The organism is Paraburkholderia acidisoli (genome assembly GCF_009789675.1).
Classification (GTDB): Bacteria; Pseudomonadota; Gammaproteobacteria; order Burkholderiales; family Burkholderiaceae; genus Paraburkholderia; species Paraburkholderia acidisoli.
The window spans coordinates 1,053,118-1,076,788 of sequence record NZ_CP046913.1 but is presented as its reverse complement, the minus strand read 5'-3'; the positions used below and the strand labels follow the sequence as shown (position 1 = coordinate 1,076,788).

The 23,671-nt window shown below is 60.1% G+C and carries 19 protein-coding genes, 3 tRNA genes and 3 rRNA genes; 15 read left to right on the top strand and 10 right to left on the bottom strand.

Annotated features, from left to right (window positions below; all coding sequences use genetic code 11):
* Positions 1–356 precede the first annotated feature (356 nt).
* The 5 genes from FAZ98_RS04660 to FAZ98_RS04640 all read left to right on the top strand — a co-directional run bounded on the left by FAZ98_RS04660 (position 357) and on the right by FAZ98_RS04640 (position 4,489).
* On the top strand, positions 357–1,166 hold the full coding sequence (locus FAZ98_RS04660) for a hypothetical protein (RefSeq protein ID WP_158949229.1): 810 nt from the start codon (positions 357–359) through the stop codon (positions 1,164–1,166).
* A gap of 209 nt (positions 1,167–1,375) precedes the next feature.
* Entirely contained in the window at positions 1,376–1,591 is a 216-nt protein-coding gene (locus tag FAZ98_RS04655) for a DNA-binding protein (protein ID WP_158949227.1), read from the top strand.
* A complete protein-coding gene (locus FAZ98_RS04650) occupies positions 1,591–2,418 on the top strand; it encodes a DUF7146 domain-containing protein (RefSeq protein WP_158949225.1) in 828 nt (275 codons plus the stop codon). The genes FAZ98_RS04655 and FAZ98_RS04650 overlap by 1 nt, the downstream gene beginning before the upstream one ends.
* Positions 2,415–3,503 carry an AAA family ATPase gene (locus FAZ98_RS04645; RefSeq protein WP_158949223.1) on the top strand — a complete coding sequence of 363 codons (1,089 nt, stop codon included), beginning with the start codon at positions 2,415–2,417 and terminating at the stop codon, positions 3,501–3,503. Before FAZ98_RS04650 ends, FAZ98_RS04645 begins: the two co-directional genes overlap by 4 nt.
* A 176-nt stretch (positions 3,504–3,679) precedes the next feature.
* Positions 3,680–4,489, top strand: a complete 810-nt coding sequence (locus FAZ98_RS04640) for a hypothetical protein (protein ID WP_158949221.1) — start codon at positions 3,680–3,682, stop codon at positions 4,487–4,489.
* 109 nt (positions 4,490–4,598) lie between these two features.
* On the opposite strand, the gene FAZ98_RS04635 is transcribed toward FAZ98_RS04640, so the two are convergent.
* Both FAZ98_RS04635 and FAZ98_RS04630 read right to left on the bottom strand, forming a co-directional pair.
* Positions 4,599–4,675: transfer RNA gene (locus tag FAZ98_RS04635), tRNA-Arg, on the bottom strand.
* A 139-nt stretch (positions 4,676–4,814) separates the two neighbouring features.
* A complete protein-coding gene (locus FAZ98_RS04630) occupies positions 4,815–5,645 on the bottom strand; it encodes an undecaprenyl-diphosphate phosphatase (protein WP_158949219.1) in 831 nt (276 codons plus the stop codon).
* A gap of 532 nt (positions 5,646–6,177) precedes the next feature.
* Between FAZ98_RS04630 and FAZ98_RS04625 the strand changes: the two genes are divergently transcribed.
* The 4 genes from FAZ98_RS04625 (at position 6,178) to FAZ98_RS04610 (ending at position 10,401) form a co-directional block, all read left to right on the top strand.
* Positions 6,178–7,089, top strand: a complete 912-nt coding sequence (locus FAZ98_RS04625) for an aldose epimerase family protein (RefSeq protein ID WP_158949217.1) — start codon at positions 6,178–6,180, stop codon at positions 7,087–7,089.
* A 306-nt stretch (positions 7,090–7,395) separates the two neighbouring features.
* Positions 7,396–8,091 carry a peptidoglycan DD-metalloendopeptidase family protein gene (locus FAZ98_RS04620; protein ID WP_233272660.1) on the top strand — a complete coding sequence of 232 codons (696 nt, stop codon included), beginning with the start codon at positions 7,396–7,398 and terminating at the stop codon, positions 8,089–8,091.
* A 649-nt stretch (positions 8,092–8,740) separates the two neighbouring features.
* Positions 8,741–9,049 (top strand): DUF2288 domain-containing protein, encoded by a 309-nt coding sequence (locus tag FAZ98_RS04615; protein WP_158949215.1) that lies wholly within the window; start codon positions 8,741–8,743, stop codon positions 9,047–9,049.
* Positions 9,001–10,401 carry an MATE family efflux transporter gene (locus FAZ98_RS04610; protein WP_158949213.1) on the top strand — a complete coding sequence of 467 codons (1,401 nt, stop codon included), beginning with the start codon at positions 9,001–9,003 and terminating at the stop codon, positions 10,399–10,401. Before FAZ98_RS04615 ends, FAZ98_RS04610 begins: the two co-directional genes overlap by 49 nt.
* Positions 10,402–10,412: 11 nt before the next feature.
* Here the strand turns inward: FAZ98_RS04610 and FAZ98_RS35315 are convergent, their stop codons facing one another.
* Positions 10,413–10,589 carry a YajG family lipoprotein gene (locus FAZ98_RS35315; RefSeq protein ID WP_199272292.1) on the bottom strand — a complete coding sequence of 59 codons (177 nt, stop codon included), beginning with the start codon at positions 10,587–10,589 and terminating at the stop codon, positions 10,413–10,415.
* Between the two features lie 126 nt (positions 10,590–10,715).
* Here FAZ98_RS35315 and FAZ98_RS35310 point away from each other — a divergent pair, with 126 nt between their 5' ends.
* Positions 10,716–10,889 (top strand): hypothetical protein, encoded by a 174-nt coding sequence (locus tag FAZ98_RS35310; protein WP_199272291.1) that lies wholly within the window; start codon positions 10,716–10,718, stop codon positions 10,887–10,889.
* Between the two features lie 190 nt (positions 10,890–11,079).
* Here FAZ98_RS35310 and rrf read toward each other — a convergent pair.
* The 5 genes from rrf to FAZ98_RS04585 all read right to left on the bottom strand — a co-directional run bounded on the left by rrf (position 11,080) and on the right by FAZ98_RS04585 (position 16,390).
* A 5S ribosomal RNA gene (rrf, locus tag FAZ98_RS04605) occupies positions 11,080–11,193 on the bottom strand.
* Between the two features lie 203 nt (positions 11,194–11,396).
* Positions 11,397–14,243, bottom strand: a 23S ribosomal RNA gene (locus tag FAZ98_RS04600).
* Positions 14,244–14,550: 307 nt separating this feature from the next.
* Positions 14,551–14,626, bottom strand: a tRNA-Ala gene (locus FAZ98_RS04595).
* Positions 14,627–14,719: 93 nt separating this feature from the next.
* A tRNA-Ile gene (locus FAZ98_RS04590) sits at positions 14,720–14,796 on the bottom strand.
* Positions 14,797–14,862: 66 nt separating this feature from the next.
* Positions 14,863–16,390 (bottom strand): 16S ribosomal RNA (locus FAZ98_RS04585).
* The 16S, 23S and 5S rRNA genes sit together here with 2 tRNA genes alongside, the layout of an rRNA operon.
* Before the next feature lie 695 nt (positions 16,391–17,085).
* On the opposite strand from FAZ98_RS04585, the gene FAZ98_RS04580 reads away from it, so the two are divergent.
* The 4 genes from FAZ98_RS04580 (at position 17,086) to FAZ98_RS04565 (ending at position 20,941) form a co-directional block, all read left to right on the top strand.
* Positions 17,086–18,300, top strand: a complete 1,215-nt coding sequence (locus FAZ98_RS04580) for a DUF2863 family protein (protein WP_158949211.1) — start codon at positions 17,086–17,088, stop codon at positions 18,298–18,300.
* A gap of 194 nt (positions 18,301–18,494) precedes the next feature.
* A complete protein-coding gene (locus FAZ98_RS04575) occupies positions 18,495–19,421 on the top strand; it encodes a helix-turn-helix transcriptional regulator (protein ID WP_158949209.1) in 927 nt (308 codons plus the stop codon).
* A gap of 10 nt (positions 19,422–19,431) precedes the next feature.
* Positions 19,432–20,106, top strand: coding sequence for an energy-coupling factor ABC transporter permease (locus tag FAZ98_RS04570; RefSeq protein ID WP_158949207.1), 675 nt, complete (start codon positions 19,432–19,434; stop codon positions 20,104–20,106).
* A 190-nt stretch (positions 20,107–20,296) separates the two neighbouring features.
* Positions 20,297–20,941, top strand: a complete 645-nt coding sequence (locus FAZ98_RS04565) for a BspC domain-containing protein (protein ID WP_158949205.1) — start codon at positions 20,297–20,299, stop codon at positions 20,939–20,941.
* A 111-nt stretch (positions 20,942–21,052) separates the two neighbouring features.
* Here FAZ98_RS04565 and FAZ98_RS04560 read toward each other — a convergent pair whose 3' ends face one another.
* Together FAZ98_RS04560 and yaaA are read right to left on the bottom strand one after the other, a co-directional pair.
* Positions 21,053–22,216, bottom strand: coding sequence for a M14 family metallopeptidase (locus tag FAZ98_RS04560; RefSeq protein ID WP_158949203.1), 1,164 nt, complete (start codon positions 22,214–22,216; stop codon positions 21,053–21,055).
* Positions 22,217–22,231: 15 nt separating this feature from the next.
* Positions 22,232–23,014 carry a peroxide stress protein YaaA gene (gene yaaA / locus FAZ98_RS04555; RefSeq protein WP_158949201.1) on the bottom strand — a complete coding sequence of 261 codons (783 nt, stop codon included), beginning with the start codon at positions 23,012–23,014 and terminating at the stop codon, positions 22,232–22,234.
* Between the two features lie 64 nt (positions 23,015–23,078).
* Between yaaA and FAZ98_RS04550 the strand changes: the two genes are divergently transcribed.
* On the top strand, positions 23,079–23,615 hold the full coding sequence (locus tag FAZ98_RS04550) for a putative toxin-antitoxin system toxin component, PIN family (RefSeq protein WP_158949199.1): 537 nt from the start codon (positions 23,079–23,081) through the stop codon (positions 23,613–23,615).
* Positions 23,616–23,671 lie beyond the last annotated feature (56 nt).

Genomic DNA, 23,671 nt, shown 5'->3' with positions numbered 1-23,671 from the left:
CCAAAACTTACAAATCCCCTTCGATAACAATTTCTCCGCGGTCGCGAAATTGCGTCGCAAAGCAAATTGGAACAAGGCGGATTTGGAGACTAGGTCGTCGCTAGTGGTTGAAAATCAAGGCAAGTTGTGCGCTTCAAAGTTGGAAGCGCATGTGTGCTTGCTTTGTTTCAACGCCGTGTAGCGCTCCTCGGGATTCAAGACGCTCAACTTGTCCACCTTGTCCATCGTTTTGAACGTGGACAAGGTGGACAACATAGGCAACACGATACACCTCCACTGTCAAAAAGCAGCGCGAGAAGCCACGACGCATCTTTGGATCGTTGTGGTTGTTGGTATCGGCTCTTTTCAGGATAGCGATGATAGATGAACGCTTAAACCTTATCGAAGACGACGACCCCAAGCTCCCTGGAGATTTCGGTCTTGCTTTTGCCGTCCAACAGCATTTGGACAAAGCAGCCTCAGAATTGCCGTCCGATCTGGCTTCGTGGATAAAGCTGCGATTCGATGAATGTTTAGATATGGGGCCGTGGGATACGCTCTGGAACGAGCTCGCCCCGCAGTATCGACTGGAGGCCGCAAAACGCTGTGACGAAATCTTTAAATTTGAAATTCTCAAGAAGCGTTTCGCGAGCGAAAAGACTGCCGCCGGGCGCTATACGCTGGCGGAGGCGGCTCGCCTCTTAGCCAGCAGCGGGGAGCGTCTTGCCGTTGTTGTCCAGATGCTATGTGACGCAGCTGAGCGATCGGAGCTTCCCGTTTATTCATGGGGAGAGCGCGTGAGGTTCGTGCAAACCGCGGGTGATTCACCTTCGTGGCGCAGTAAAGAAGCCTACTGGGATGATCTCAACCACTGGCTTACAAAACACCAGCCACGGATCGCCTACTCGTTTTCACCGCCTAAAAAAACTGCCCTAGCGCCTTCAAAATCACATCAATTACGAAACCGGCGCCATGCGCTTGATCACGTGATCGAGGTCGCCGTGAGTCGCGCAACCGATCCGACGAACTACCTGTCGGTATGGCCGGAACTCGTTCGACTGGCGGAGATGGGCGAACCTCCCGCACCGCTCCTTGGCTACGTCGACGCAGAAGGAATCAAATACCAAGTCGACGCCGGCATCAAGTTCTTTACGAAGAATGCACTGCGTAAGCGAATGGCGGCATAGGCCCACCGGAGTCTGCTACGGCAACGGCGGCTAGCGGCGGCTAGTGGCGGCTAGTGGCGGCTAGTGGCGGCTAGTGGCGGCTAGTGGCGGCTAGTGGCGGCTAGTGGCGGCTAGTGGCGGCTAGTGGCCGTTACTATCGGAGAAATCCAGCAATGGATCGAGGATTCGCATCGAATCAACAAAACGCCGTTCGATGCGGCGCAATCCTCATGGAAAAAGCAGCAAATATCTCTCACGCGATCGATCAGACTCGCCAGTACCTCTCTACGGAAGAACTGGCATCGCACCTTACCCTTCGCCCGCAGTCGATTCGCAAGCGTTATTGCCAGACTGGCACGTACTACAGCCTGCGCCCGGTCAAGCTTCCGAATGGCCGTTTGATGTGGCCGGTGAATTCGATCGAGCTCTTGGCGAAGGCGCAGTAATGATTGATTGGAACCAATACGCAATGGGCAACCATCGCATCATGTGCCCCGCGTGCGGTCGCGGAGATCGTGATCGTAATTTGGGCCTTACGATCGAAGCAAACGGCAACGGTGTATGCCATTGTTTCCGCTGCGCTTACACGGAGCACTTCCATCCGGGCTTCGGTTCTCGCCCGATGTTGAATTCCCAACCGCGTGCGAAACCGAATGCGCCGACGAAGCACGAGTATCTCTCTGAATACGGCCAAGCGCTCTGGGCGAAGTGTGAGCCGCTTTCGGGCGAAGCGAGCGCATATTTGACGGCTCGTCGCTGCCGCATTCCTCCGAACGATGGCGATTTGCGCTGGCACCCGTCGTTGAAGCACCCCAGCGGTCACATCGGCCCTTGTATGATTGCGCTCGTCACGGACGCTCTGACTGGCAGCGCGCTGAGCTTGCATCGCACGTGGATTCAATCGAACGGCCACAAAGCGGCCATTGACGCTCCTCGCATGTTGCTGGGGGGGCATCGCAAAAAAGGCGGCGTGATCCGCTTGTGGCCCGATGACGCAGTTACGAACGGACTCGGCATCGCCGAAGGTATTGAAACCGCGCTCAGCCTGGCGTGGGCTCATTCCCCGGTTTGGGCCTGCATCGATGCAGGCAATCTCGCTGCACTGCCCCCTCTGTTCGGCTTGGAAACGCTGTACGTCGCGGTTGATAACGACGCAGCAGGCCAGAATGCCGCACTGACTTGCGCGCAAAACTTCGATGAAGCCGGGATCGGCGTATTTTTGACGCAGCAAACCGCAAATGATCTGAATGATCTGCTCAAGGAGGCCGCGTGAACGAGGAAACGGAACTCATGCGCACCGTCGTCGAAAACGCGGAACGCTACGTGAAGGCCGAGGAAGTTCGCGACGGCATTGTTCTTGTAAATGCTGCCAACCTCGAACCGCAGCCTGTTGATTGGCTCTGGAATGAATGGCTTGCACTCGGAAAGCTGCATCTTCTGGCAGGCGCACCGGGTCAGGGAAAGACGACCCTTGCGATGAGCCTCGCAGCGATTGTCACGCGCGGCGGACGTTGGCCCGACGGCTCTAACTGTACCGCAGGCTCCGTCGTGATCTGGAGCGGCGAGGATGATCCGGGCGATACGCTTTTGCCGCGCTTGATGGCTGCGGGCGCAAAGCGAGACAAGGTCTACTTCGTTTCCGGGAAGAATATCAACGGCGAATTTCAATCGTTCGATCCGGCGCGCGACACCGCCGCATTGTCGAAGGAATGCGAGCAACTGGGCGACGTCCGCCTCATCATCGTCGATCCGATCTCGTCGGCAGTTACTGGCGACTCGCACAAAAACACCGAGACGCGCCGCGCCCTTCAACCACTTGTTAACCTCGCTGCGGATATGAATGCCGCGCTCATTGGTATCACGCATTTCTCGAAAGGAGGTCAAGGTGTTGATCCGACGCAGCGGGTCATCGGCTCAATTGCATTCGCCGCCGTCGCTCGCGTAGTGCTTGTTGCTGCCAAGGTGAAGAGCGCCGATGGCAGTGATCGCCGGATTTTTGCCCGCTCGAAATCCAACATTGGCCCTGACGACGGTGGATTTGAATATCACCTGGAACAAATTGAACCGCAGGCCGGTCTGCTCGCCTCCGTTGTCGTTTGGGGTGAAAAAGTCGAAGGAGCAGCAACTGAGCTCTTGAGCGAGCCTGCAGAAGGCGACAAAGACGAGTTGAATGCGAAAGAAACTGCGATGGAGTTCCTGCGCGAAATCTTGAGCTCTCCCGTCCAGGCTACTACGGTTGCGCTTGAAGCAAAGGCACAAGGAATCTCCGCTCGTACGTTGCGTCGTGCCGCCGACGCGCTGCGCGTGAAGAGCAGGCGAGGACACGGTAACGTTTTCTACTGGAGCCTTCCGCAATAGACGCATAGAAATCGAATTTGCGTTGCGATCATGTTTGTCAGCCCGCGAAATGCGGGCTTTTCCTTTTCCTGATCGCCGAGCGCTACCGAGCAAAAGACTCGCAGCGCCAAGCCGCACTCAAGACTTCGATTCAATCGGCACTCTTCTCGCAAAATTAGACACCGAGCGCTCCTCTAATGCTTGCCTCGACGGCATCGGATACGGTAACGCTTGCGCCATCGCGAAAAGATACTGGAGTGGACAGGCAGACGGATAAAAGCGTTGATTACATCGAACGCAAGCAGCATATGGTGCCACGTCGACAAATCGATGAATCCCTGTGTGAACAGAGTAACACCGTACTGACAACGCCCGCCACGAGCCTTATCGGCGTGATTTTCATACGAACGCTGCAGGAAAAGTTCCGAGTCAAAATCGCGAGAATGGGATCGCAGATCACGGCCGCTATGGGTGCCCGAGCGCGACCACGCCGCCAAGAGCGTCACAAGGCTTCTCTGCTTCCTCAGAACCAGCATGAGGTGCGCGAGCGACGCATCTGCCATCACCACCGCACTGGCGTGGTCTCTCCTATGCAGGTGACCTTCAACGCGACGCTTAGCAAATTCCAATTACCAGGTATATTAAGATTTATAGAATTTGCCCACGGAGCTGCAATGACGTTCAGCGAAGCATGGCTTGAAGCAGGCGATGATGACGAATTCGCAGCAATGATCAAACACATGCCGCGTCATGGACTTCTCCCGACGCTTACAGGACGCCGCTGGATTAGCCACATACGGAGCTGGGCGAAGGTCGAAGGGTTGCAGATTGTGTATCCGGATCACAATGTGGTGCGAGTATCGGCCTCAGGACTCAAACTCAAGGAGTTTCTTGATGAAACGCTCGCGCTAGATGGTATGCACCATGTTGGCGATGCTCCAAACGATCTCATCTGGAGTCGGTGCCGTCCCGATCGTATGTATGTGATCGCGGCAGATGAATATTAATTTGTGCTCGCACCGATGCACTGCTGCACGAAAATACCTACACAACACCTACACGACGTACGAAAAAACTAAGGGCTACGCAAAATATCGCGTAACCCTTTGATTTTATTGGCGCGACAGGAGGGGCTCGAACCCCCGACCCTCGGCTTAGAAGGCCGATGCTCTATCCAGCTGAGCTACTGTCGCTTCGGTCCCCGCCAACCTTCCCAAACCGTGGTGAAACGTCAGGAGGCCGCGAAGACGGGGCTGGATTATACCGCGATCGTCCCACGCGGTCGCGCCCTGCCCGTCGCCGATGCGCGCGGGCAGTCCGGCCGAGCCATCCTCACACCGGCTGCGGATGCATGATGAACCAGCCGAGGAAAATCGCACCCGCGATCACGCAATACACGCCGAACGACGCAAGGCGGCCACGCCCTTCGAAATAGCGCATCAGGAACTTCACGCTCAGCCACGCGGCAATGCCCGTGAGCACGCCGCCGACGAGCGCCGTCGTCAGCTGGTCGCGCGCGTGGAACAGCTTCGGCAGTTCGAGCACGCCCGCGGCGAAAATGATCGGCGTGCCGAGCAGGAACGAAAACTCCGCGGCCTTTTCCGTCGTGAGGCCCGCTGCGTTGCCGGCGATCATCGTCAGACCGCTACGCGAAAAGCCTGGAATCAGCGCGCCAACCTGGGCGAGACCGACAAAGAAAGCCTGGCGAAACGTGAGCTTTTCCGGCGCGAGGTGCATGCGCGAGCGCTGCAGGCGATCGCCGAACCACAGCAGCACGCCGTTGACCATCAACGCGGCCGCGACGATACGCAGATCGTGAAACAGCACTTCGATGCGCTTTTCGAGGGCCAGCCCGACGAGACCCGCCGGAATCGTGCCGATGATGAGCGCCCACATCATGTGGCCGTCGTCGTTACGGCGGCCGCCGAGCGATGCGAAGAAGCCGCGGATCAGCGCGACCCAACGCTCGCGGAAATACCAGAGCAGCGCGACGGCGGTGCCCAGATGCAGTGCCACGAGGAACGGCAGCAATTGCGGCGCGTGCTTGTCGATATGCATGCCGACGAGCGCCGGAACGAGCAAGGTATGACCGAGGCTACTCACCGGAAAGAGTTCGGTGACGCCTTGCAGCACGCTCAAGAAAAGTAGAAACCAGAGACTCACGCGCGATCCTCGTAATGGTTATGTAATCGAACGCCGGACCGTCGCGGAGCCGGTGCGGCAAAGCGCACCGATTATGCCGGGGCCGATTTACACCGCCAAGCGTGAAGGGTGATTTGTCGAAAAAGTTACCGCGTCGCAACAAAATTGTTGGCGAGCGTACATTCGAGGATGCGCGCGCAAGGTTGGCGCGCGCCTAAGCGGGGAGAGGGAAAAACCAGATACGGTGCGCGAGGCGCACCGCCTTGAAATGCTCAACGCGCCATCTTGTAGAAAAAATACGCGCTGCTGCCGACAAACAAACTAAAGAGGCCCATGCTCATTGCCATTGCGAGGTCCATCGGCGTTCTCCTACAAAATTCTCTGTGCGACTGCACACGGTCAGAAGAATTATCCTGACCGTTCCCCGACAAGCCAACCCACGGTTTCCCGACGAAGGGTTTTCACGCATCGGAAAGCAGCGCACAATCCGCAAGCCCGGCCGCCGCTCCCGGCCGTCCTTCCATCGACACGCAACGCGCACATGACCTCACCCATGAACGCTCAACCGCAGCAGGACATTCTCACGCTCACTCACGGCGCTTCCACGCTGCGCATCGCGCCGTGGGCGGGCGGCCGCCTGCTCTCCTGGCAACTCGACGGCCAGCCCGTGATCGTGTGGCCCGAGAACGCGAACTGGGCGCAGCCCGCCCGCGTGCGCGGCGGCAATCCGCTGCTCTTTCCGTTTCTCGGCCGCCATTTCGTCGATGGCAAGATCGGCCGCTGGCGCGACGCCAACGGCGTGGTGCGCGATCTGCCGATGCATGGCTTCGCGCGCGATTTGCCCTTCGCGGCGCAACCCGACGCCGACGGCCACGGCCTGCGCATGACGCTGGTCGATACCGAGGCCACGCGCGTCGGTTATCCGTTTGCGTTCCGCTTCGAAGCCGCCTACCGCCTCATCGACGAACACACGCTCGAAGTCACGCTCAGCGCAACCAACACGGGCACCGAGCCGATGCCGTGGTACGCGGGCCATCACTTCTACTTCGCCCTGCCGCACGCGCAGCGCGCGCAAACCACGCTCGAACTGCCGCCCTCGGAGCGCCGCTACCAGTTGCCCGACGGCTCGATCAGCACGCCCGAGCCCGGCGCGCCCGAATATCGTCTCGACGACGCCAGCATCATCGACCGCTTCCACGTGCTGCGGTCGACCTCGCCCGCGCCGGTGCGCCTGCACGCCCCGGGCCTCGGCCGCGAGATCACGATCGATTTGAATTGCGCCGATTCACTGCCCTGGTACGCCGTCACCACATGGACCGAAGCGCCCGACTCCGACTTCTACTGCGTCGAACCGTGGCTCGGCCTGCCCGACGCGATCCACAACGGGCTCGGCCTGCGCTGGCTGGCCCCCGGTAACACGGAAACGGCGACGCTGCGTATCGGCGTCAAGACGCTGGCTGCGTGACGGCGGCATGAAGACCGCGTAACGGCCACGTAACGGCCACGTAACGACCACCAGGCGACCACCAGACGATCACGAAGCGACCGAGTGACCCCATAGCAACCACGGCTCGTTTCGTGCGCACCGCGCGGTGCCCGCGGCGCGCGAAACGGTTTGCCTGTGCCTGCCCGTTGGGCATTTGTCAGGCGATAAACCAGCTATGCGGGCAAACCCGCTAGAATCGATCGTTTTGCCGAGGCGGCGGACCCGAGCGGTTCGTCGCCAGGCGGCGTCTTGCGAGGTTCAATGTTGGCACCAGGAATCAGACGGATGACACGAGCGGCAGGCGCCGCGCTTTTGATCGCTTTGCTGGCCGCGTGCGGTTCGGCGCCGGTCGGCCCCGGTTTCTACCGCGTGGAGCGCGGCGACACGGTCTACAAGATCGCGCGCAGCAATCGCCAGTCCGTGCAGAGCATCGTGCGCTGGAACAATCTGTCGAATCCTGACGCGATCGAAGTCGGTCAGGTACTGCGCGTCGAGCCGCCTCCGGGCACCGCTACGGCGCGCACGAGCGTCGCGCCGCGCACCGGCGTGACGACGCCCCGCCTCATCCCCGATGCCAGCGACAGCGCGGCGGTGTCGACGCCAACCAACGCGCCGGCGATCTCGCTGGTCTGGCCGACCAGCGGCCAGGTCGTACGCACCTTCGACGGTCGCAACTCCAAGGGTATCGACATCGCCAATGCCGCCGGCACGCCCATCGTGGCGGCCGCGCCTGGCACCGTCGTCTACGCGGGCAACGGCCTGCGCGGCTATGGCAACCTGCTGATCATCAAGCACAGCGGCGGATATCTCACGGCGTACGCGCACAACCAGACGCTATTCGTGAAGGAAGGTCAGACGGTCGAGCAAGGGCAGAAGATCGCCGATATGGGCAATTCGGACAACGACCGCGTGATGCTGCATTTCGAACTGCGCTACCAGGGCCGCTCGATCGATCCGGCGCGTCAACTGCCGGCGCGCTGAAGTATCGGCGCACGCAAGACGTCGGCATAAAAACGACAGGCAAAAAAAAGCCCGGCATGGCGCCGGGCTAACGGGGGTTTGGCGCATTTCGGCAAAGGACCGGTTTACCATGCGCCGAGTCGCAATCTATCAACGGGCTCCCTGCGGCGCAATCACTTAATTAGACCGAAAATGTGCTTCGCCGCACGGATTATGTGTCGCATCACTTTTCGACGACGATTCGCGCCGCCGAATAAAGTTCACCAAGACGTGCACGGATCGCTTTCGAGCCCGCGTCCCGCCCCGAAGGAATGCGCGCAAAGGCAGACGGGACGGGGCTTTCGCCTGGATCCACTTTAATATCATTTTGTCTTCGCACGTGACTCACGCTGAATTTCTGGCGCCGCGGAGTACATTTTTCTATGCTCAACCGCTTTAGTGGGCAAACGCACGCAACGCGTCACTTAATTGCCAGTGTTCAGTTTTGAAACGCTAATTCGCAACTTGCTTAGATCATATGTTTAATCATTATGGCGACGCGATGATCTGTATTTTGTCCTTTTCAAACTAATACCGAAGATAGCGCTGACATAAACCGGCGTGAGCTGAATGCGACTCCCTCCGCCCGCCTATCGTTTATAGTGTTGGCCGCAACGATTTCCCCACTATCATGACCACCCACGACGCCACCCCCAGCTCGCTGTACGCCAGGTTGCTCGGCGAAACCGCCAAGATCGACTGGCAGGACCTCGAACGCTTCTTCGCGCAAGGCAAGTTGCTGAACGTCGCGCGCGACCTCGATCTCGTGAGCGTGGCTGAAGCCATCGCCAGCGACGATAGCGCCGCCGTCACACAGTGGCTTTCGGCGGGCATCGTCGAGCGCATGCAGGCCGAAACGGCCGCCGACTACGCGGCGCGCAAGCCGGAGCTATGGGCGGTCGTGGTATCACCCTGGGTTTGCGTGCAGGAACGCAGTTGAGCGGCGCCCAGGCGCTGCCCAAGGAGCACGGCTGGCATCGGCGCGTCCTGACGCTCGCCTTTCCCATCGTCCTCGCCAATCTCACGCAGCCGATCCTGGGCGCAGTCGACACGGCCGTTGCCGGCCACCTCGGCAGCGCCGCCGATCTGGGCGGCGTCGCACTGGGCGGCCTGTTCTTCAATTTCGTGTTCTGGGGCTTCGGCTTTCTGCGCATGGGCACGACCGGCCTTGTCGCGCAGGCGTACGGCGCGCACGATCATGCCGCGCTGCGGGCGAACGTCGTGCGCGCGTTGCTGCTGGCGTTTGCGATCGGCGCGGCGATCCTGCTGATTCAGTCGCCGCTGATCCATTACGCGCTCGATGCCATCGGCGGCAGCGCCGAGGTTCAACGCAACGCCGTCGCCTATTGCCGCGCGCGGATCGGCTCCGCGCCCTTCGCGCTGGCCAACTACGTCGTGCTCGGCTACCTGCTGGGCACGCAACGCGTGCGCATCGCACTCGCCTCGCAGATCTTCATCAACGTGACGAACATCGTCGCGGTGTTCGCATACGTCTATGGATTCGGCTGGGGCATCGGCGGCATCGGCGCCGCGACCGCCACCGCCGATGCGCTCGGCTTCGTGTTCGGCGCCGCCGTGTTATGGCATACGCGCCCGCGTGGGCTCGAGCCGCTCAAGCTGCGCACCGTGCTGGAGCCCGCGGCGCTCAAGCGGCTCGTGGTCCTCAATCGCGATATTTTTCTGCGGACGATGTGCCTGCTCGGATCGTTCGGCTGGTTCGCGCATCTCGGCGCGAAGCAAGGCGATGCCATTCTCGCCGCGAACGCGCTGCTGCTGAATTTTCAGACATTCATGGCGTACGGCCTCGACGGCTTCGCGCATGCGGCGGAGGCCCTTGTCGGCGCGGCCATCGGCGCGCGCGATCGCCATGCCTTCCGGCAAGCGGTCCGGATCAACCTGTTCTGGGCAGCGATGGGCGCGCTCGGCTTTTCGGCCGTCTACTGGCTCTGCGGCTCATGGATCATCGACCGGCTGACCGACCAGGACGTGGTCCGGGCGGCGGCGGCGCGCTTCCTGCCGTGGGCGGCGCTCTCGCCGCTCGTCTCGGTGTGGGGCTTCCTGCTCGACGGCGTGTTCATTGGCGCGACCCGCACACGCGAGTTGATGCGGGCGATGGCTATCTCGCTTGCCGTGTTCCTGCTGGCTTCGTGGGCGCTCGTCGGGCCGCTCGGCAACCACGGTCTGTGGATTGCGCTGCTCGTGTTCATGGCTGCGCGTGGAGCGACGCTTACGCCGATGCTGCCGCGCATTAGCGGCGCGATCGACGGCCCTCTCTCGACGCAGCCGCGCTGAGCTTTCCCTGCTTACTTCGCTGGCGACGGTGCGTCGATCATCATCGGCGGACGGTCGTCGGTCGGCACGCCATGATAGTCGGGCGGATCCTGCGGCGGCGCGCCGTGATGATGGCTCGGCGTGCTATCGGCGCACGCGGATAAAGCGGCGGTCATGGCCACGACCAAGGCCAGGTAAATACGTTGCATCGGCTCAACTCTCCCTTCGATTAACGATCACGACAAATCACGACACACGGGTTCGAGCCCGAATTTCGTCGTGCGCCCTGCTCTGTCCTAACATATAGAGATGGCTGCAAACCGAAGGAGGCTGCCATGGATGCCGAAACGATTGCTGGACTCGCAGGTCTGGCTGTGGGTTTGCTGGTGTTGCTGGGACTATCGATTTTCGAATCGCGTGCGTACAAACAGGAGCACGACGGCGAGGGGATGATGCACCACTGGCTCGCTGAGCATCATGTACTCGAGCGGGTTCGCCGCAGGCACTGAAGCGTCGCGCTGCCGGGCAGCGTGAATCACTGACGCGATTGATCCGAGGTTGCTGCATCGCCTTGTGCGGGCGATGGAGGTTGAGTTTTTGCCTTGCACATCGCCATACTGCGTATTTTCCGGCGCCGTAAACGCCGAAACCCCGGCACTCTTTCGGAGTTACCGGGGTTTCGACTTTACAGCATGAGGAGCCTGACGATTACCTACTTTCACACGGGCAATCCGCACTATCATCGGCGTGGAGTTGTTTCACGGTCCTGTTCGGGATGGGAAGGGGTGGGACCAACTCGCTATGGTCATCAGGCATGACGGGTTGCTGCGTCGCATTTACGGTGCGCCACAGCCAATCGGGAAGAAGCGTAAAGAGGTGCTGCTTAATTGGGGTTGTGTTGTTTCAGGCACAACAACGATCTCAACCGTATGTGTTCTCCAAGATCCTGCACCTTGTGCAGGATGGGGCACCCTTTCGTGCTGACGCACTGGCGGCTGCCGACACACACCTGTTATAGGATCAAGCCTTACGGGCAATTAGTATCAGTTAGCTTAACGCATTACTGCGCTTCCACACCTGACCTATCAACGTCCCGGTTCAACGATTCCCCCCGGGAAGTCTCATCTTGAGGCGAGTTTCCCGCTTAGATGCTTTCAGCGGTTATCTCTTCCGAACATAGCTACCCGGCGATGCCACTGGCGTGACAACCGGTACACCAGAGGTTCGTCCACTCCGGTCCTCTCGTACTAGGAGCAGGCCCCCTCAAACTTCCAGCGCCCACGGCAGATAGGGACCAAACTGTCTCACGACGTTTTAAACCCAGCTCACGTACCTCTTTAAATGGCGAACAGCCATACCCTTGGGACCGGCTACAGCCCCAGGATGAGATGAGCCGACATCGAGGTGCCAAACACCGCCGTCGATATGAACTCTTGGGCGGTATCAGCCTGTTATCCCCAGAGTACCTTTTATCCGTTGAGCGATGGCCCTTCCATACAGAACCACCGGATCACTATGACCTGCTTTCGCACCTGTTCGACTTGTGGGTCTCACAGTCAAGCACGCTTATGCCATTGCACTATCAGCACGATTTCCGACCGTACCTAGCGTACCTTCGTACTCCTCCGTTACCCTTTGGGAGGAGACCGCCCCAGTCAAACTGCCTACCATGCACTGTCCCCGACCCGGATCACGGGCCAAGGTTAGAACCTCAAACAGATCAGGGTGGTATTTCAAGGACGGCTCCATGCAGACTGGCGTCCACACTTCACAGCCTCCCACCTATCCTACACAAACCGGTTCAAAGTCCAATGCAAAGCTACAGTAAAGGTTCATGGGGTCTTTCCGTCTAGCCGCGGGGAGATTGCATCATCACAAACACTTCAACTTCGCTGAGTCTCGGGAGGAGACAGTGTGGCCATCGTTACGCCATTCGTGCAGGTCGGAACTTACCCGACAAGGAATTTCGCTACCTTAGGACCGTTATAGTTACGGCCGCCGTTTACCGGGACTTCAATCAAGAGCTTGCACCCCATCATTTAATCTTCCGGCACCGGGCAGGCGTCACACCCTATACGTCCACTTTCGTGTTTGCAGAGTGCTGTGTTTTTATTAAACAGTCGCAGCCACCAGTTTATTGCAACCCCTTCACCCTCTGCGCGCAGGCGCATCAAGCTACAGGGCGTACCTTATCCCGAAGTTACGGTACCAATTTGCCGAGTTCCTTCTCCCGAGTTCTCTCAAGCGCCTTAGAATACTCATCTCGCCCACCTGTGTCGGTTTGCGGTACGGTCAATGTGAAACTGAAGCTTAGAGGCTTTTCCTGGAACCCCTTCCGATTGCTTCGCAGCTCGAGGCCGCTCGCGCCACACCCTTGAATTGCGCACCCGGATTTGCCAAAGTGCCTTCTTCGATGCAGCGACCGGGACTTCCAACACCCGGACAACCTTCCGCGATCCGTCCCCCCATCGCATTTCACACTGGTACAGGAATATTGACCTGTTTCCCATCAGCTACGCATTTCTGCCTCGCCTTAGGGGCCGACTCACCCTACGCCGATGAACGTTGCGTAGGAAACCTTGGGCTTACGGCGAGGGGGCCTTTCACCCCCTTTATCGCTACTCATGTCAGCATTCGCACTTCTGATACCTCCAGCGCACTTTCCAATGCACCTTCGCAGGCTTACAGAACGCTCTCCTACCATGCACATAAATGTGCATCCGCAGCTTCGGTATATGGCTTAGCCCCGTTACATCTTCCGCGCAGGACGACTCGATCAGTGAGCTATTACGCTTTCTTTAAAGGGTGGCTGCTTCTAAGCCAACCTCCTGACTGTTTTAGCCTTCCCACTTCGTTTCCCACTTAGCCATATTTGGGGACCTTAGCTGGCGGTCTGGGTTGTTTCCTCTTGACACCGGACGTTAGCACCCGATGTCTGTCTCCCGTGATTGCACTCTTCGGTATTCGGAGTTTGCTATGGCGAAGTAATCCGCAATGGACCCTTCAACCATGACAGTGCTCTACCCCCGAAGGTGATACACGAGGCACTACCTAAATAGTTTTCGGAGAGAACCAGCTATTTCCGTGTTTGTTTACCCCTATCCACAGCTCATCCCCTAACTTTTCAACGTTAGTGGGTTCGGTCCTCCAGCACGTGTTACCGTGCCTTCAACCTCGCCATGGATAGATCACCTGGTTTCGGGTCTACACCCAGCGACTGGACGCCCTGTTCGGACTCGCTTTCGCTACGCCTGCCCTATTCGGTTAAGCTTGCCACTGAATGTAAGTCGCTGACCCATTATACAAAGGTACGCCGTCACCCTTGCGAGGCTCCGACTGTTTGTATGCATGCGGTTTCAGGATCTATTTCACTCCTCCCGGGGTTCTTTTCGCCTTTCCCTCACGGTACTGGTTCACTATCGGTCGATCACGAGTATTTAGCCTTGGAGGATGGTCCCCATCTTCAGACAGGATTTCACGTGTCCCGCCCTACTTGTCGCATACCTAGTTCTTCCATTCCGTCTTCGCCTACGGGGCTATCACCCACTATGGCCGCACTTTCCAGAGCGTTTGGCTGACGGTACAGATAAAGAATGCAGGCTGGTCCCATTTCGCTCGCCACTACTTTGGGAATCTCGGTTGATTTCTTTTCCTGCGGCTACTTAGATGTTTCAGTTCGCCGCGTTCGCTTCACATGACCTATGTATTCAGTCATGGATACTCCATACGGAGTGGGTTTCCCCATTCGGATATCGGTGGATCAAAGCTTGTTTGCCAGCTCCCCACCGCTTTTCGCAGGCTACCGCGTCCTTCATCGCCTGTGATCGCCAAGGCATCCACCACATGCACTTGTTCGCTTGACCCTATAACGGGTGTGTCTCTGTGTGATTGCTCACAGCGAGAGTCACGCGTTACAGGTTGAGTATTCGTGTTGCGCCGTATTTCAAGGCGATCTTTCGATCACTTAAAAATACATTGATACAATCACAACCCTGATTCACGTACTCCACACCCATCTCTAAGTGTGTTTCCGATGAATCTCTTTACTACTTCTTCCTGATTGTTAAAGAACGACAGCCGATATGGTTTTACTCACATCGCTCTGACTGGCTCAATCGCCAATGCTTAATACCCGGCTTGTGTTCAAACCGGACACTAGGCATTGAGGATTGGTGGAGGATGACGGGATCGAACCGACGACCCCCTGCTTGCAAAGCAGGTGCTCTCCCAGCTGAGCTAATCCCCCGCTCGTACCATTCAGACCCAGTGGCATGCACACGCCCTGTCCCCTGCGGGATGGGATGCCCGTAGGTGCTGAAGCACCAACGGTCAATCGACATGGTGGGTCTGGATGGATTCGAACCATCGACCCCCGCCTTATCAAGACGGTGCTCTAACCGACTGAGCTACAGACCCCTGAGTCTGTCTTCTTTACAGCCGACAAGTGTGAGCGCTTAAAACGCGGTGAGCAGAAAGCTCTGGAAAGGAGGTGATCCAGCCGCACCTTCCGATACGGCTACCTTGTTACGACTTCACCCCAGTCATGAATCCTGCCGTGGTGACCGTCCTCCTTGCGGTTAGACTAGCCACTTCTGGCAAAACCCACTCCCATGGTGTGACGGGCGGTGTGTACAAGACCCGGAACGTATTCACCGCGGCATGCTGATCCGCGATTACTAGCGATTCCAGCTTCACGCAGTCGAGTTGCAGACTGCGATCCGGACTACGATCGGTTTTCTGGGATTGGCTCCACCTCGCGGCTTGGCAACCCTCTGTTCCGACCATTGTATGACGTGTGAAGCCCTACCCATAAGGGCCATGAGGACTTGACGTCATCCCCACCTTCCTCCGGTTTGTCACCGGCAGTCTCCCCGAGTGCTCTTGCGTAGCAACTAGGGACAAGGGTTGCGCTCGTTGCGGGACTTAACCCAACATCTCACGACACGAGCTGACGACAGCCATGCAGCACCTGTGTTACGGCTCCCTTTCGGGCACTCCCGCCTCTCAGCAGGATTCCGTACATGTCAAGGGTAGGTAAGGTTTTCGCGTTGCATCGAATTAATCCACATCATCCACCGCTTGTGCGGGTCCCCGTCAATTCCTTTGAGTTTTAATCTTGCGACCGTACTCCCCAGGCGGTCAACTTCACGCGTTAGCTACGTTACTAAGGAAATGAATCCCCAACAACCAGTTGACATCGTTTAGGGCGTGGACTACCGTGGTATCTAATCCTGTTTGCTCCCCACGCTTTCGTGCATGAGCGTCAGTATTGGCCCAGGGGGCTGCCTTCGCCATCGGTATTCCTCCACATCTCTACGCATTTCACTGCTACACGTGGAATTCTACCCCCCTCTGCCATACTCCAGCGATGCAGTCACCAATGCAGTTCCCGTGTTAAGCCCGGGATTTCACATCGGTCTTACATCACCGCCTGCGCACGCTTTACGCCCAGTAATTCCGATTAACGCTTGCACCCTACGTATTACCGCGGCTGCTGGCACGTAGTTAGCCGGTGCTTATTCTTCCGGTACCGTCATCCCACCCGGATATTAGCCAGATGGTTTTCTTTCCGGACAAAAGTGCTTTACAACCCGAAGGCCTTCTTCACACACGCGGCATTGCTGGATCAGGGTTTCCCCCATTGTCCAAAATTCCCCACTGCTGCCTCCCGTAGGAGTCTGGGCCGTGTCTCAGTCCCAGTGTGGCTGGTCGTCCTCTCAGACCAGCTACGGATCGTCGCCTTGGTGGGCCTTTACCCCACCAACTAGCTAATCCGCCATCGGCCGCCCTATAGCGCGAGGCCCGAAGGTCCCCCGCTTTCATCCGTAGATCGTATGCGGTATTAATCCGGCTTTCGCCGGGCTATCCCCCACTACAGGACACGTTCCGATGTATTACTCACCCGTTCGCCACTCGCCACCAGGTGCAAGCACCCGTGCTGCCGTTCGACTTGCATGTGTAAGGCATGCCGCCAGCGTTCAATCTGAGCCAGGATCAAACTCTTCAGTTCAAACCTGTTACTGTTTTTCGGTTCTTTCGAACCGGTCGCTCACTCAAAGCTGACAGGAATTTGAATAAATTCAAAAACCTGACTTACTTTAGTGTGAGACTCTTGATACTTTTGCTTATCCCGAAGCGTTCCGGAGAACGTTTCAGGCCGCCACCGCATCAAGCGCCCACACTTATCGGCTGTAAATTTTTAAAGATCGATTCGCTGAAACCGCTGGCCAGTCGCAAACTGCTGCGCTACCGTCCGGCGTTTTCTGCGTTGCTGCGTCAGCAGCAGAGAAACGAGATTATGAAGACTGCCGGGCGATCTGTCAACAGGTTTTTTTACTTCGCTCAACCTGCCGCTCAACTTCAACTGCCCGGAGACCCAAGCCGCACAAGGCTTTCGCCGAGGCTTCCCGTCTCCCCGCGCCTTCATGGAAAGCGCGAAAGACCGAGATTCTAGTCACGCCCGTGACATCTTGCAAGCGGTTTTTTGGCGAGCGCCTTTGACGACGCGCAAGCTCAATCTGAGCCCGACGTTCGCCTCCATATAGGTCCATCCCAATACAACGTTTGGCCGGCCCTTCCAGCCACACCGGCGCCATGTTGCAGCCCGCCGCTGCGCGCCCTTCCGACGCGCCTCTGCTACCCAAACCGATGGCGAGCACGGAACCGACTAGAATATGGGGTTCTCTGCACCTAACTCACAGATTTATGCGCTCGCGAATCGCCAAACGCCTCCCCCCTGACGCCGACAAACTCGTCGGCCTGTCGCTCGCCCTGTTCGCCTCGGGCAGCCGCACCGAAGACCGCTTCTGGGAGGCCAAGCTCGACGCGCTGCTCGCGAAAGTCGTGCGCAACGGCAATCAGACCACGCTCGACGCCGCGCTCGATCACCTGCAGCAGAATCATCCGGACGCCTACGGCGCGCTCGCCGACATGGCCGAAACGCATAGCGAATCGTTCATTGTCGAGCATGAGGGCGTGCAGTACGAGGCGCTGCTCGTGGCCGCCCCCGTGCTGGCCTGGACGCGCTACGTGATTCCTTCGGGTCCGCTCAAGTCCGACTCTTCCGATGCCCTGCGCACGCACCTGCAGGCGCACGTGCTCGCCAACGGCACACGTGTCGCCATGGCGCCCTATCTCTATAGTATCGACCAGTTGCCGCGCCATCATGTCGAAACCTGGCGTCTCGCGCAGCAGCTCTCGCAAGCCGCGTTGAACGGCGCACCGGCCAAGATCAGCGCGGGCGAACTGCCCGAAACGTCGCCGATCCTCGCCGATCCGCGCTTCCTGCTCGCCGTGGTGGCCGCGCCCGTGGGCGCCCCGCTGTTCCGCTGGCAGGAAGAAGAGAGCGGCACGCGCATCGAGCGCGGTCAGTGTCTCGAACAATGGGCGACGCAAGGCGGTGCGAATCTCGCTATCGTCATGCCGGGCTGCGAGTTCGAATGCCTGCTGCCCGACGCCTATTACTCGGCCTGCCGCGACGCCGACGAACGCGTGCGCCCGCACACGATCCGCACCGCGGTGCGCTACCTGCTCGACACGATCGGCGCGGGCGCCCCGGATCTGCGCGCCGTGGTGGCGGGTTTCGGCGAGCGTCGTATCGACGAATACCGCATCGGCTTCACGAAGCGCGGCAGCAACGACGTGCTCTACGGCGTGGTCTGGCCGCTCTATGGCCGCGAAAACGGCGACGCCGAGATCGACGAAGAACCGACCGAGGAAAGCGTCAGCAACGGCCCGCTCGAGGAAATCGTCGCGCTGCTGAAAGAATCGGGCATCACCGACATCCGTCGTCATGCCGGCCGCTTCGAGCCGGAATATTGCGACGACTGCGGCGTGCCGCTGTATGCGGATCCGCTCGGCGAGATCGTTCATGCCGAGATGCCGGAAGATGCTGAGCCCGCGCAGCCACATTTCCACTAGGCAAACGCCCAAATTCCTACCCGGTCCCGCCTCTGCGCGGGACTTTTTTTTGCCCTATGTCCTATGCCATTTGGACAGGCCGCCAGCGCGCATCCTTTTTGTCATCATGGCTCTGTTGGATCGCTCACCACTGCCGGAAACGGTGAGCGTCGCACAACATTCCTGAGAGACATGATCGATAGGAGGGCTGGCTCATGCGGTTCGTGGTACTCAATCCAGACGCCGAACGGCGCGAAGGACTCAAGGCGCTGTTAAGACAAATCGACCGTCGTGCGCGCTTTAACGACGCGCCGGACTGGCGAAGCGCGGAGCGCGCGATGAACCGCTTCACGCCCAACCTGATCGTGATTGACTGGCACGACGGCATCCGGCCCGGCGAGCTGCGCCACTTCGTCACGCGGCACCGTGCGCTGCCCGTCGCCATCCTCGTCGACAGCACCGAGCCGCCGCTCGCGGTTCGCCGGCTTATCGACGAAGGCGCCCGCGGCATCATCCGGCGCAGCACCGACGCGATTCTCATCGTCAAATTCCTCGAACTGATCCTGCTCGGCGGCGACCACCTGCCCGCCGACGTGCTGGGCCCGTTCCAGGCGTGGCCGCTGCCGCCGCGGCGCAACGCGAAGAGCGCCGCGCTCGCCCGCAAGGTGCGTCCGAAGGTGCACCTCTCGCCACGCCAGGAGCAAATCCTGCGTTGCGTACACATGGGCAATACGAACAAAATGATCGCGAAAGCGCTCGGCATCAGCGAGGGCACAGTGAAAGTCCATCTAACCAGCATCTTTCAGCAACTCGGCGCCCCCAATCGCGCGGCGGCCGTTGCCATCTACAACGGCTTGCTGGCGAGCCACCTTCAGGTCTTACGGGCGCAATGCGAGCGCGCGGCGAAGCCCAAACTCGGCGAACACGGCCCCGTGCCGCTGCGAGCCAGGGAGAGCGAGGCCTTCCTCTATCCGTTGCTGTCAGACGACAGTGAAATCCCGCTACCCATGGCCGCAGAGCCCGACGCGCCCTACGGCGACGCCGCGCCAGCCTGCCCGGAACCGCCTCGTCCTACAGCGGAAGCCACGGAAGACGACACCTCGATGACGGCTCTCGCACACGTTTTGCCGTCCAACGAGTAATATTGAGCACATGGGGTTCCTCTATACGCCGCTTCCGTTCTGGGTCGCTGTCGGTGCGTGGTTAGTCACCGTGGGCGTGCTCGCCTTCGCGTTCTGGAAGAATCCCTTCAAGCGTCTTCAGGACGCCACGCTCCAGCACGTGTGGCTCGCCATCGTCGTGGCGATCTCCGTGCTGTGGGCGAGCAATGCGTGGCTCGAAGACGGCACCGTGCTGCACCTGCTCGGCGCCACGCTCGTGGTCACCCTGTTCGACTGGGGTCTCGCGCTCATCGCCATGGGCGCCGTGATCGGTCTGGCCGCCGTGGTGTTCGACGCGCCGTGGGACGGCATCGGTCTCACCTTCCTCGTATTCGGCGTGTTCCCGGTCGCCATCTCGGCATTGCTGCAGCGCGCCTGCTCGGCCTGGCTGCCGCGCAACCTGTTCATGTTCATCGTGGGTCAAGGGTTCGTCTCGCCCGCTATCGCGGTTTCGGCCGCGGCGTATCTCGCATTGGGCGCGCATGTCGCGCTCAACGGCGGCTCGGTGCTCACCGTGCCCGCGGGCTATGCATTCAGCGTCTTCCTGCTTGCCTCCGGCGAAGCCTGGTTCACCGGCATGGCAACCGCGCTGATCGCCGTGTATCGGCCCGCCTGGGTCACCACTTACGACGTGCGCCGCTATCGGCTCGGTGGCCCTCGCACCTGAACGCGCTTCCGGTTGTCCTCACACTCCTGCACAATAGAATCGCGCGACGTTAATGCGTCGCGCGTGCTTTGTTCGTGGCACGTCGTGTCGGCGTCCGCACAAAGAATTTTGTTTCGATATTGAACTCCAGCACGCCACACGGCATCTTACGGTGCCTGACGTCTCACCCTCATCCCTAACAAGCAGATAGATGGACTGCAACCATGCATCCCGCCGGCTGCTGATCGTAGCCGGCCAACTGGCTGCGTGCGCCGCGAGCCTGATGATCGCCGCCGCGCCTCTCGCGCACGCCGACCAGCTCGATCAGCACAACGACCTCGTCACTAACTTCGTCACGCAGATGCACGCCGATCCGCTCGTCGCGGACTGCGCGGCGCACGGCGACTTCGTCGCCAGCACGTCTTCCGCGCTCGATCACGTGGAGTTTCCGCCCACCTCGTTCGACAGCGCGCATTCGAGCATCACGCCCTGGAACGACTCGTTCGACGAAGGCAAGCAACGCGTGAAGGTCGACACCATCGTGACCGTCGAAGGCGTTGGCGTCTCGAAGGACAGCGGCAGCTCGCCCTACGATCTCAAATTCCGCTGCGGCTACGTGGGCCAGCAAATGCTCGCGTTCAGCTGGAACGACCCGGTGCCGCCGGCGCGCGCGCGTAGCGAGAGTCGCGCCACGTCGCACGGCAGCGCGCATGGCAAGGGCAAGCACGTCGTGAAGAAGGGCGGCAAAGGCTCGTCGAAGAAGGCCACGTCGAGCAAATCGAGCCACAAGTCGACGGCGAGCAGCGGCAAGTCGAAATCCACGGCCAAGAAGTCGACCACAAAGAAGAAGCACTAAGGGATCGGGCGCATCTCGCGCACGATCTCGTCGAACCCCGTATCGTCGATACAAAAAGGGGGAAGCGGCCTGGCCGCTTCCCCCTTTTCTTTTACCCGCGATGCAAGCGCTTCAGGCGAACGTTTCGACGTGATGCAGGATCGCCTGCAGCATCGCGGCGCCGAGCGCGGCGCTGCGCTCGCCGTTCCAGCCCACGCGCTCGTCGGGCAGATTCGCGTTGTCCTTGAACGGCATCTCCAGCGTGAGCGAGAGGCAGCCGTAGCGATGACCGATGTACTTCGAGGCGAGCTTGAGCGCGTCTTCACGATAGCGGCTCGCTTCGTAACCGTGCTTGTCCTGGAAGTCGGGGCTCGCGATCTTGAACGCTTCGATAAACGCGGTCTGCTCGGTGCGCTGCTGGTCGGTGAAGCCCGGCAGCATTTCCGAGCCGGCCACGAATACATAAGGCAGCGTTTCGTCGCCGTGAATGTCGAAGAACAGATCGACGCCCGTGGCTTCGATCGCCTCGCGCACCGCCAGCACTTCGGGGCTGCGCTGCGCGTCCGGCGCCATCCATTCGCGATTGAGGTTCGCGCCCACGGCGTTGGTGCGCAGATTGCCGTGCACGCTGCCGTCCGGGTTCATGTTCGGCACGATATGGAACACGGCGTGATCGTAGAGCTTGCGCGCGACCGGATCGCCGGCCCAGTCGCCCCAACCCGCCAGCCGCTTCACCAGACCTTCGACGAACCATTCCGCCATCGTCTCGCCCGGATGCTGACGCGCGACGATCCATACGGTTTTTTTAGGCTTGCCGTTCGCCGCGCTCTCGCCGCCCGTTCCGAGCGTGAGCAGCGACATCGGCCGGCCCTCCACGCTCTGGCCCAGTTCCGTGAGCGTCGCATGCGGCAACTGCTGGAGCGCGCCGAGAAACGCCGCATGGCGCTCTTCGCCATAAGGCTCGAAGTACGCGTAGTAGATGCTGTCGAAGTCGGGCGTGTGGTCGATCACGAGGTGCTTGCCGTCGTACGACGTAGGCACGCGGAACCAGCTCACGCGGTCGTAGCTCGCCACCGCCTCGTAGTTGCGCCAGCCTTCCGGAAACGCACACGCCGACGCGTTCTCGAACGTCATCACGCAACGCTCGTCGCGCGCGCCCGTCACGCGGAAGTAGAACCATTGCGCGAACTCCGACTGATTGTCGGGGCGCACGCGCAGGCGAATGTCGTCGGCGCGCTCGCACGACACGACCTCGATCGCGCCTGCGTCGAACTGGCTGGAAATGGCAATCGTCATGGTGCTGTCCTCCGATCAGTCGGCGAGGCGCCGGCGAAACACATAGGTCGAATCGTTCGATGCGCCCGCATCGAATGCGTAGCCTTCGCTGTCGAACGCCTTGAGCGCTTCCGGTTCGGCGATGCGGTTCTCCACCGCGTAGCGCGCCATCAAGCCGCGCGCGCGCTTCGCATGGAAGCTGATGATCTTGTAGCGGCCGCCCTTGAAGTCTTCGAACACGGGCGTGATGACCGGCGCCGCGAGCTGCTTCGGCTTGACCGCCTTGAAGTACTCGTTCGACGCGCAGTTCACGAGCACGCGCGAGCTTTTGCGATTGTGTTGCAACTGCGCGTTGAGCGCCTGCGTGATGCGCTCGCCCCAGAAGGCGTAGAGATCCTTGCCGCGCGCGTTCTCGAAGCGCGTGCCCATTTCGAGCCGATACGGCTGCAGCAGATCGAGCGGCCGCAGCACGCCATACAGACCCGAGAGCACGCGCACGTGGCGCTGCGCATAGTCGAGGTCGGTGGCGGAAAGCGATTTCGCGTCGAAGCCCTCGTAGACGTCGCCGTTGAAGGCGAGCACGGCCTGTTTCGCGTTCTTGCGCGTGAAGCGCTTCGACCAGTCGGCGTAGCGCTGGAAATTCAGCTGCGCGAGCGGATCGGAAATGCTCATGAGCGACCCGATCTGCTGCGGCGAGAGGCGGCGCAGGCCGTCGATCAGCTCGGCGGCGTCGTCGACGAAATCGGGGATGGTGTGGGTGTCGATGTGCGCCGGCGTGTCATAGTCGAGCGATTTGGCCGGCGACAGAACGATTATCATAGAGGCTTGCAGGCACGGAGTGCCGATGTTCAAAGGCGAAAGCCCGATTGTAGCGAATTCACGAATGACCGGCCTCACGCCCCCCACCGCTTCTCCCGCCTCATTGTCTTCCGCCGCCTCGCCTCAACCGGCCGGCACGCCCGCGCTGACGGTCGTGCTCGACTCCAACGTCTGGCTCGACATTCTTGTTTTCGACGACGTGCACACGCGCCCGATTCGCGCGGCGCTCGAAGCCGGCTCGATCCAGGCGCTGATCGACGCGCGCTGCCACGCCGAACTCGCCTTCGTGCTCGACTATCCGCATCTCGCCGCGCGCGGCGTCGCGAAAGCCGACGTGCTCGCGGCGCTGGCCACGCTCGTGACGCGGATCGAGCCGCCCGAACTGCCCGCCGACGCACGAGCGCTGCCGCAATGCCGCGACCGCGACGATCAGAAGTTCCTCGAACTCGCTCGCGCGAGCGGCGCGCAATGGCTCGTCTCGAAAGACCGCGCCGTGCTCAAGCTGGCGAAGCGCGTGGCGCGCGACTTCGGCTTTCGGATCGCCACGCCCGACGCGTTCGTGGCCGAATGCGTGAGCGCCGGGCAACCCGCGCCACGCTGAGCGCGCGACGAGCGAAACACCGCGCGCGCCGATTTGCCTACAATCAGGCTTTCCCT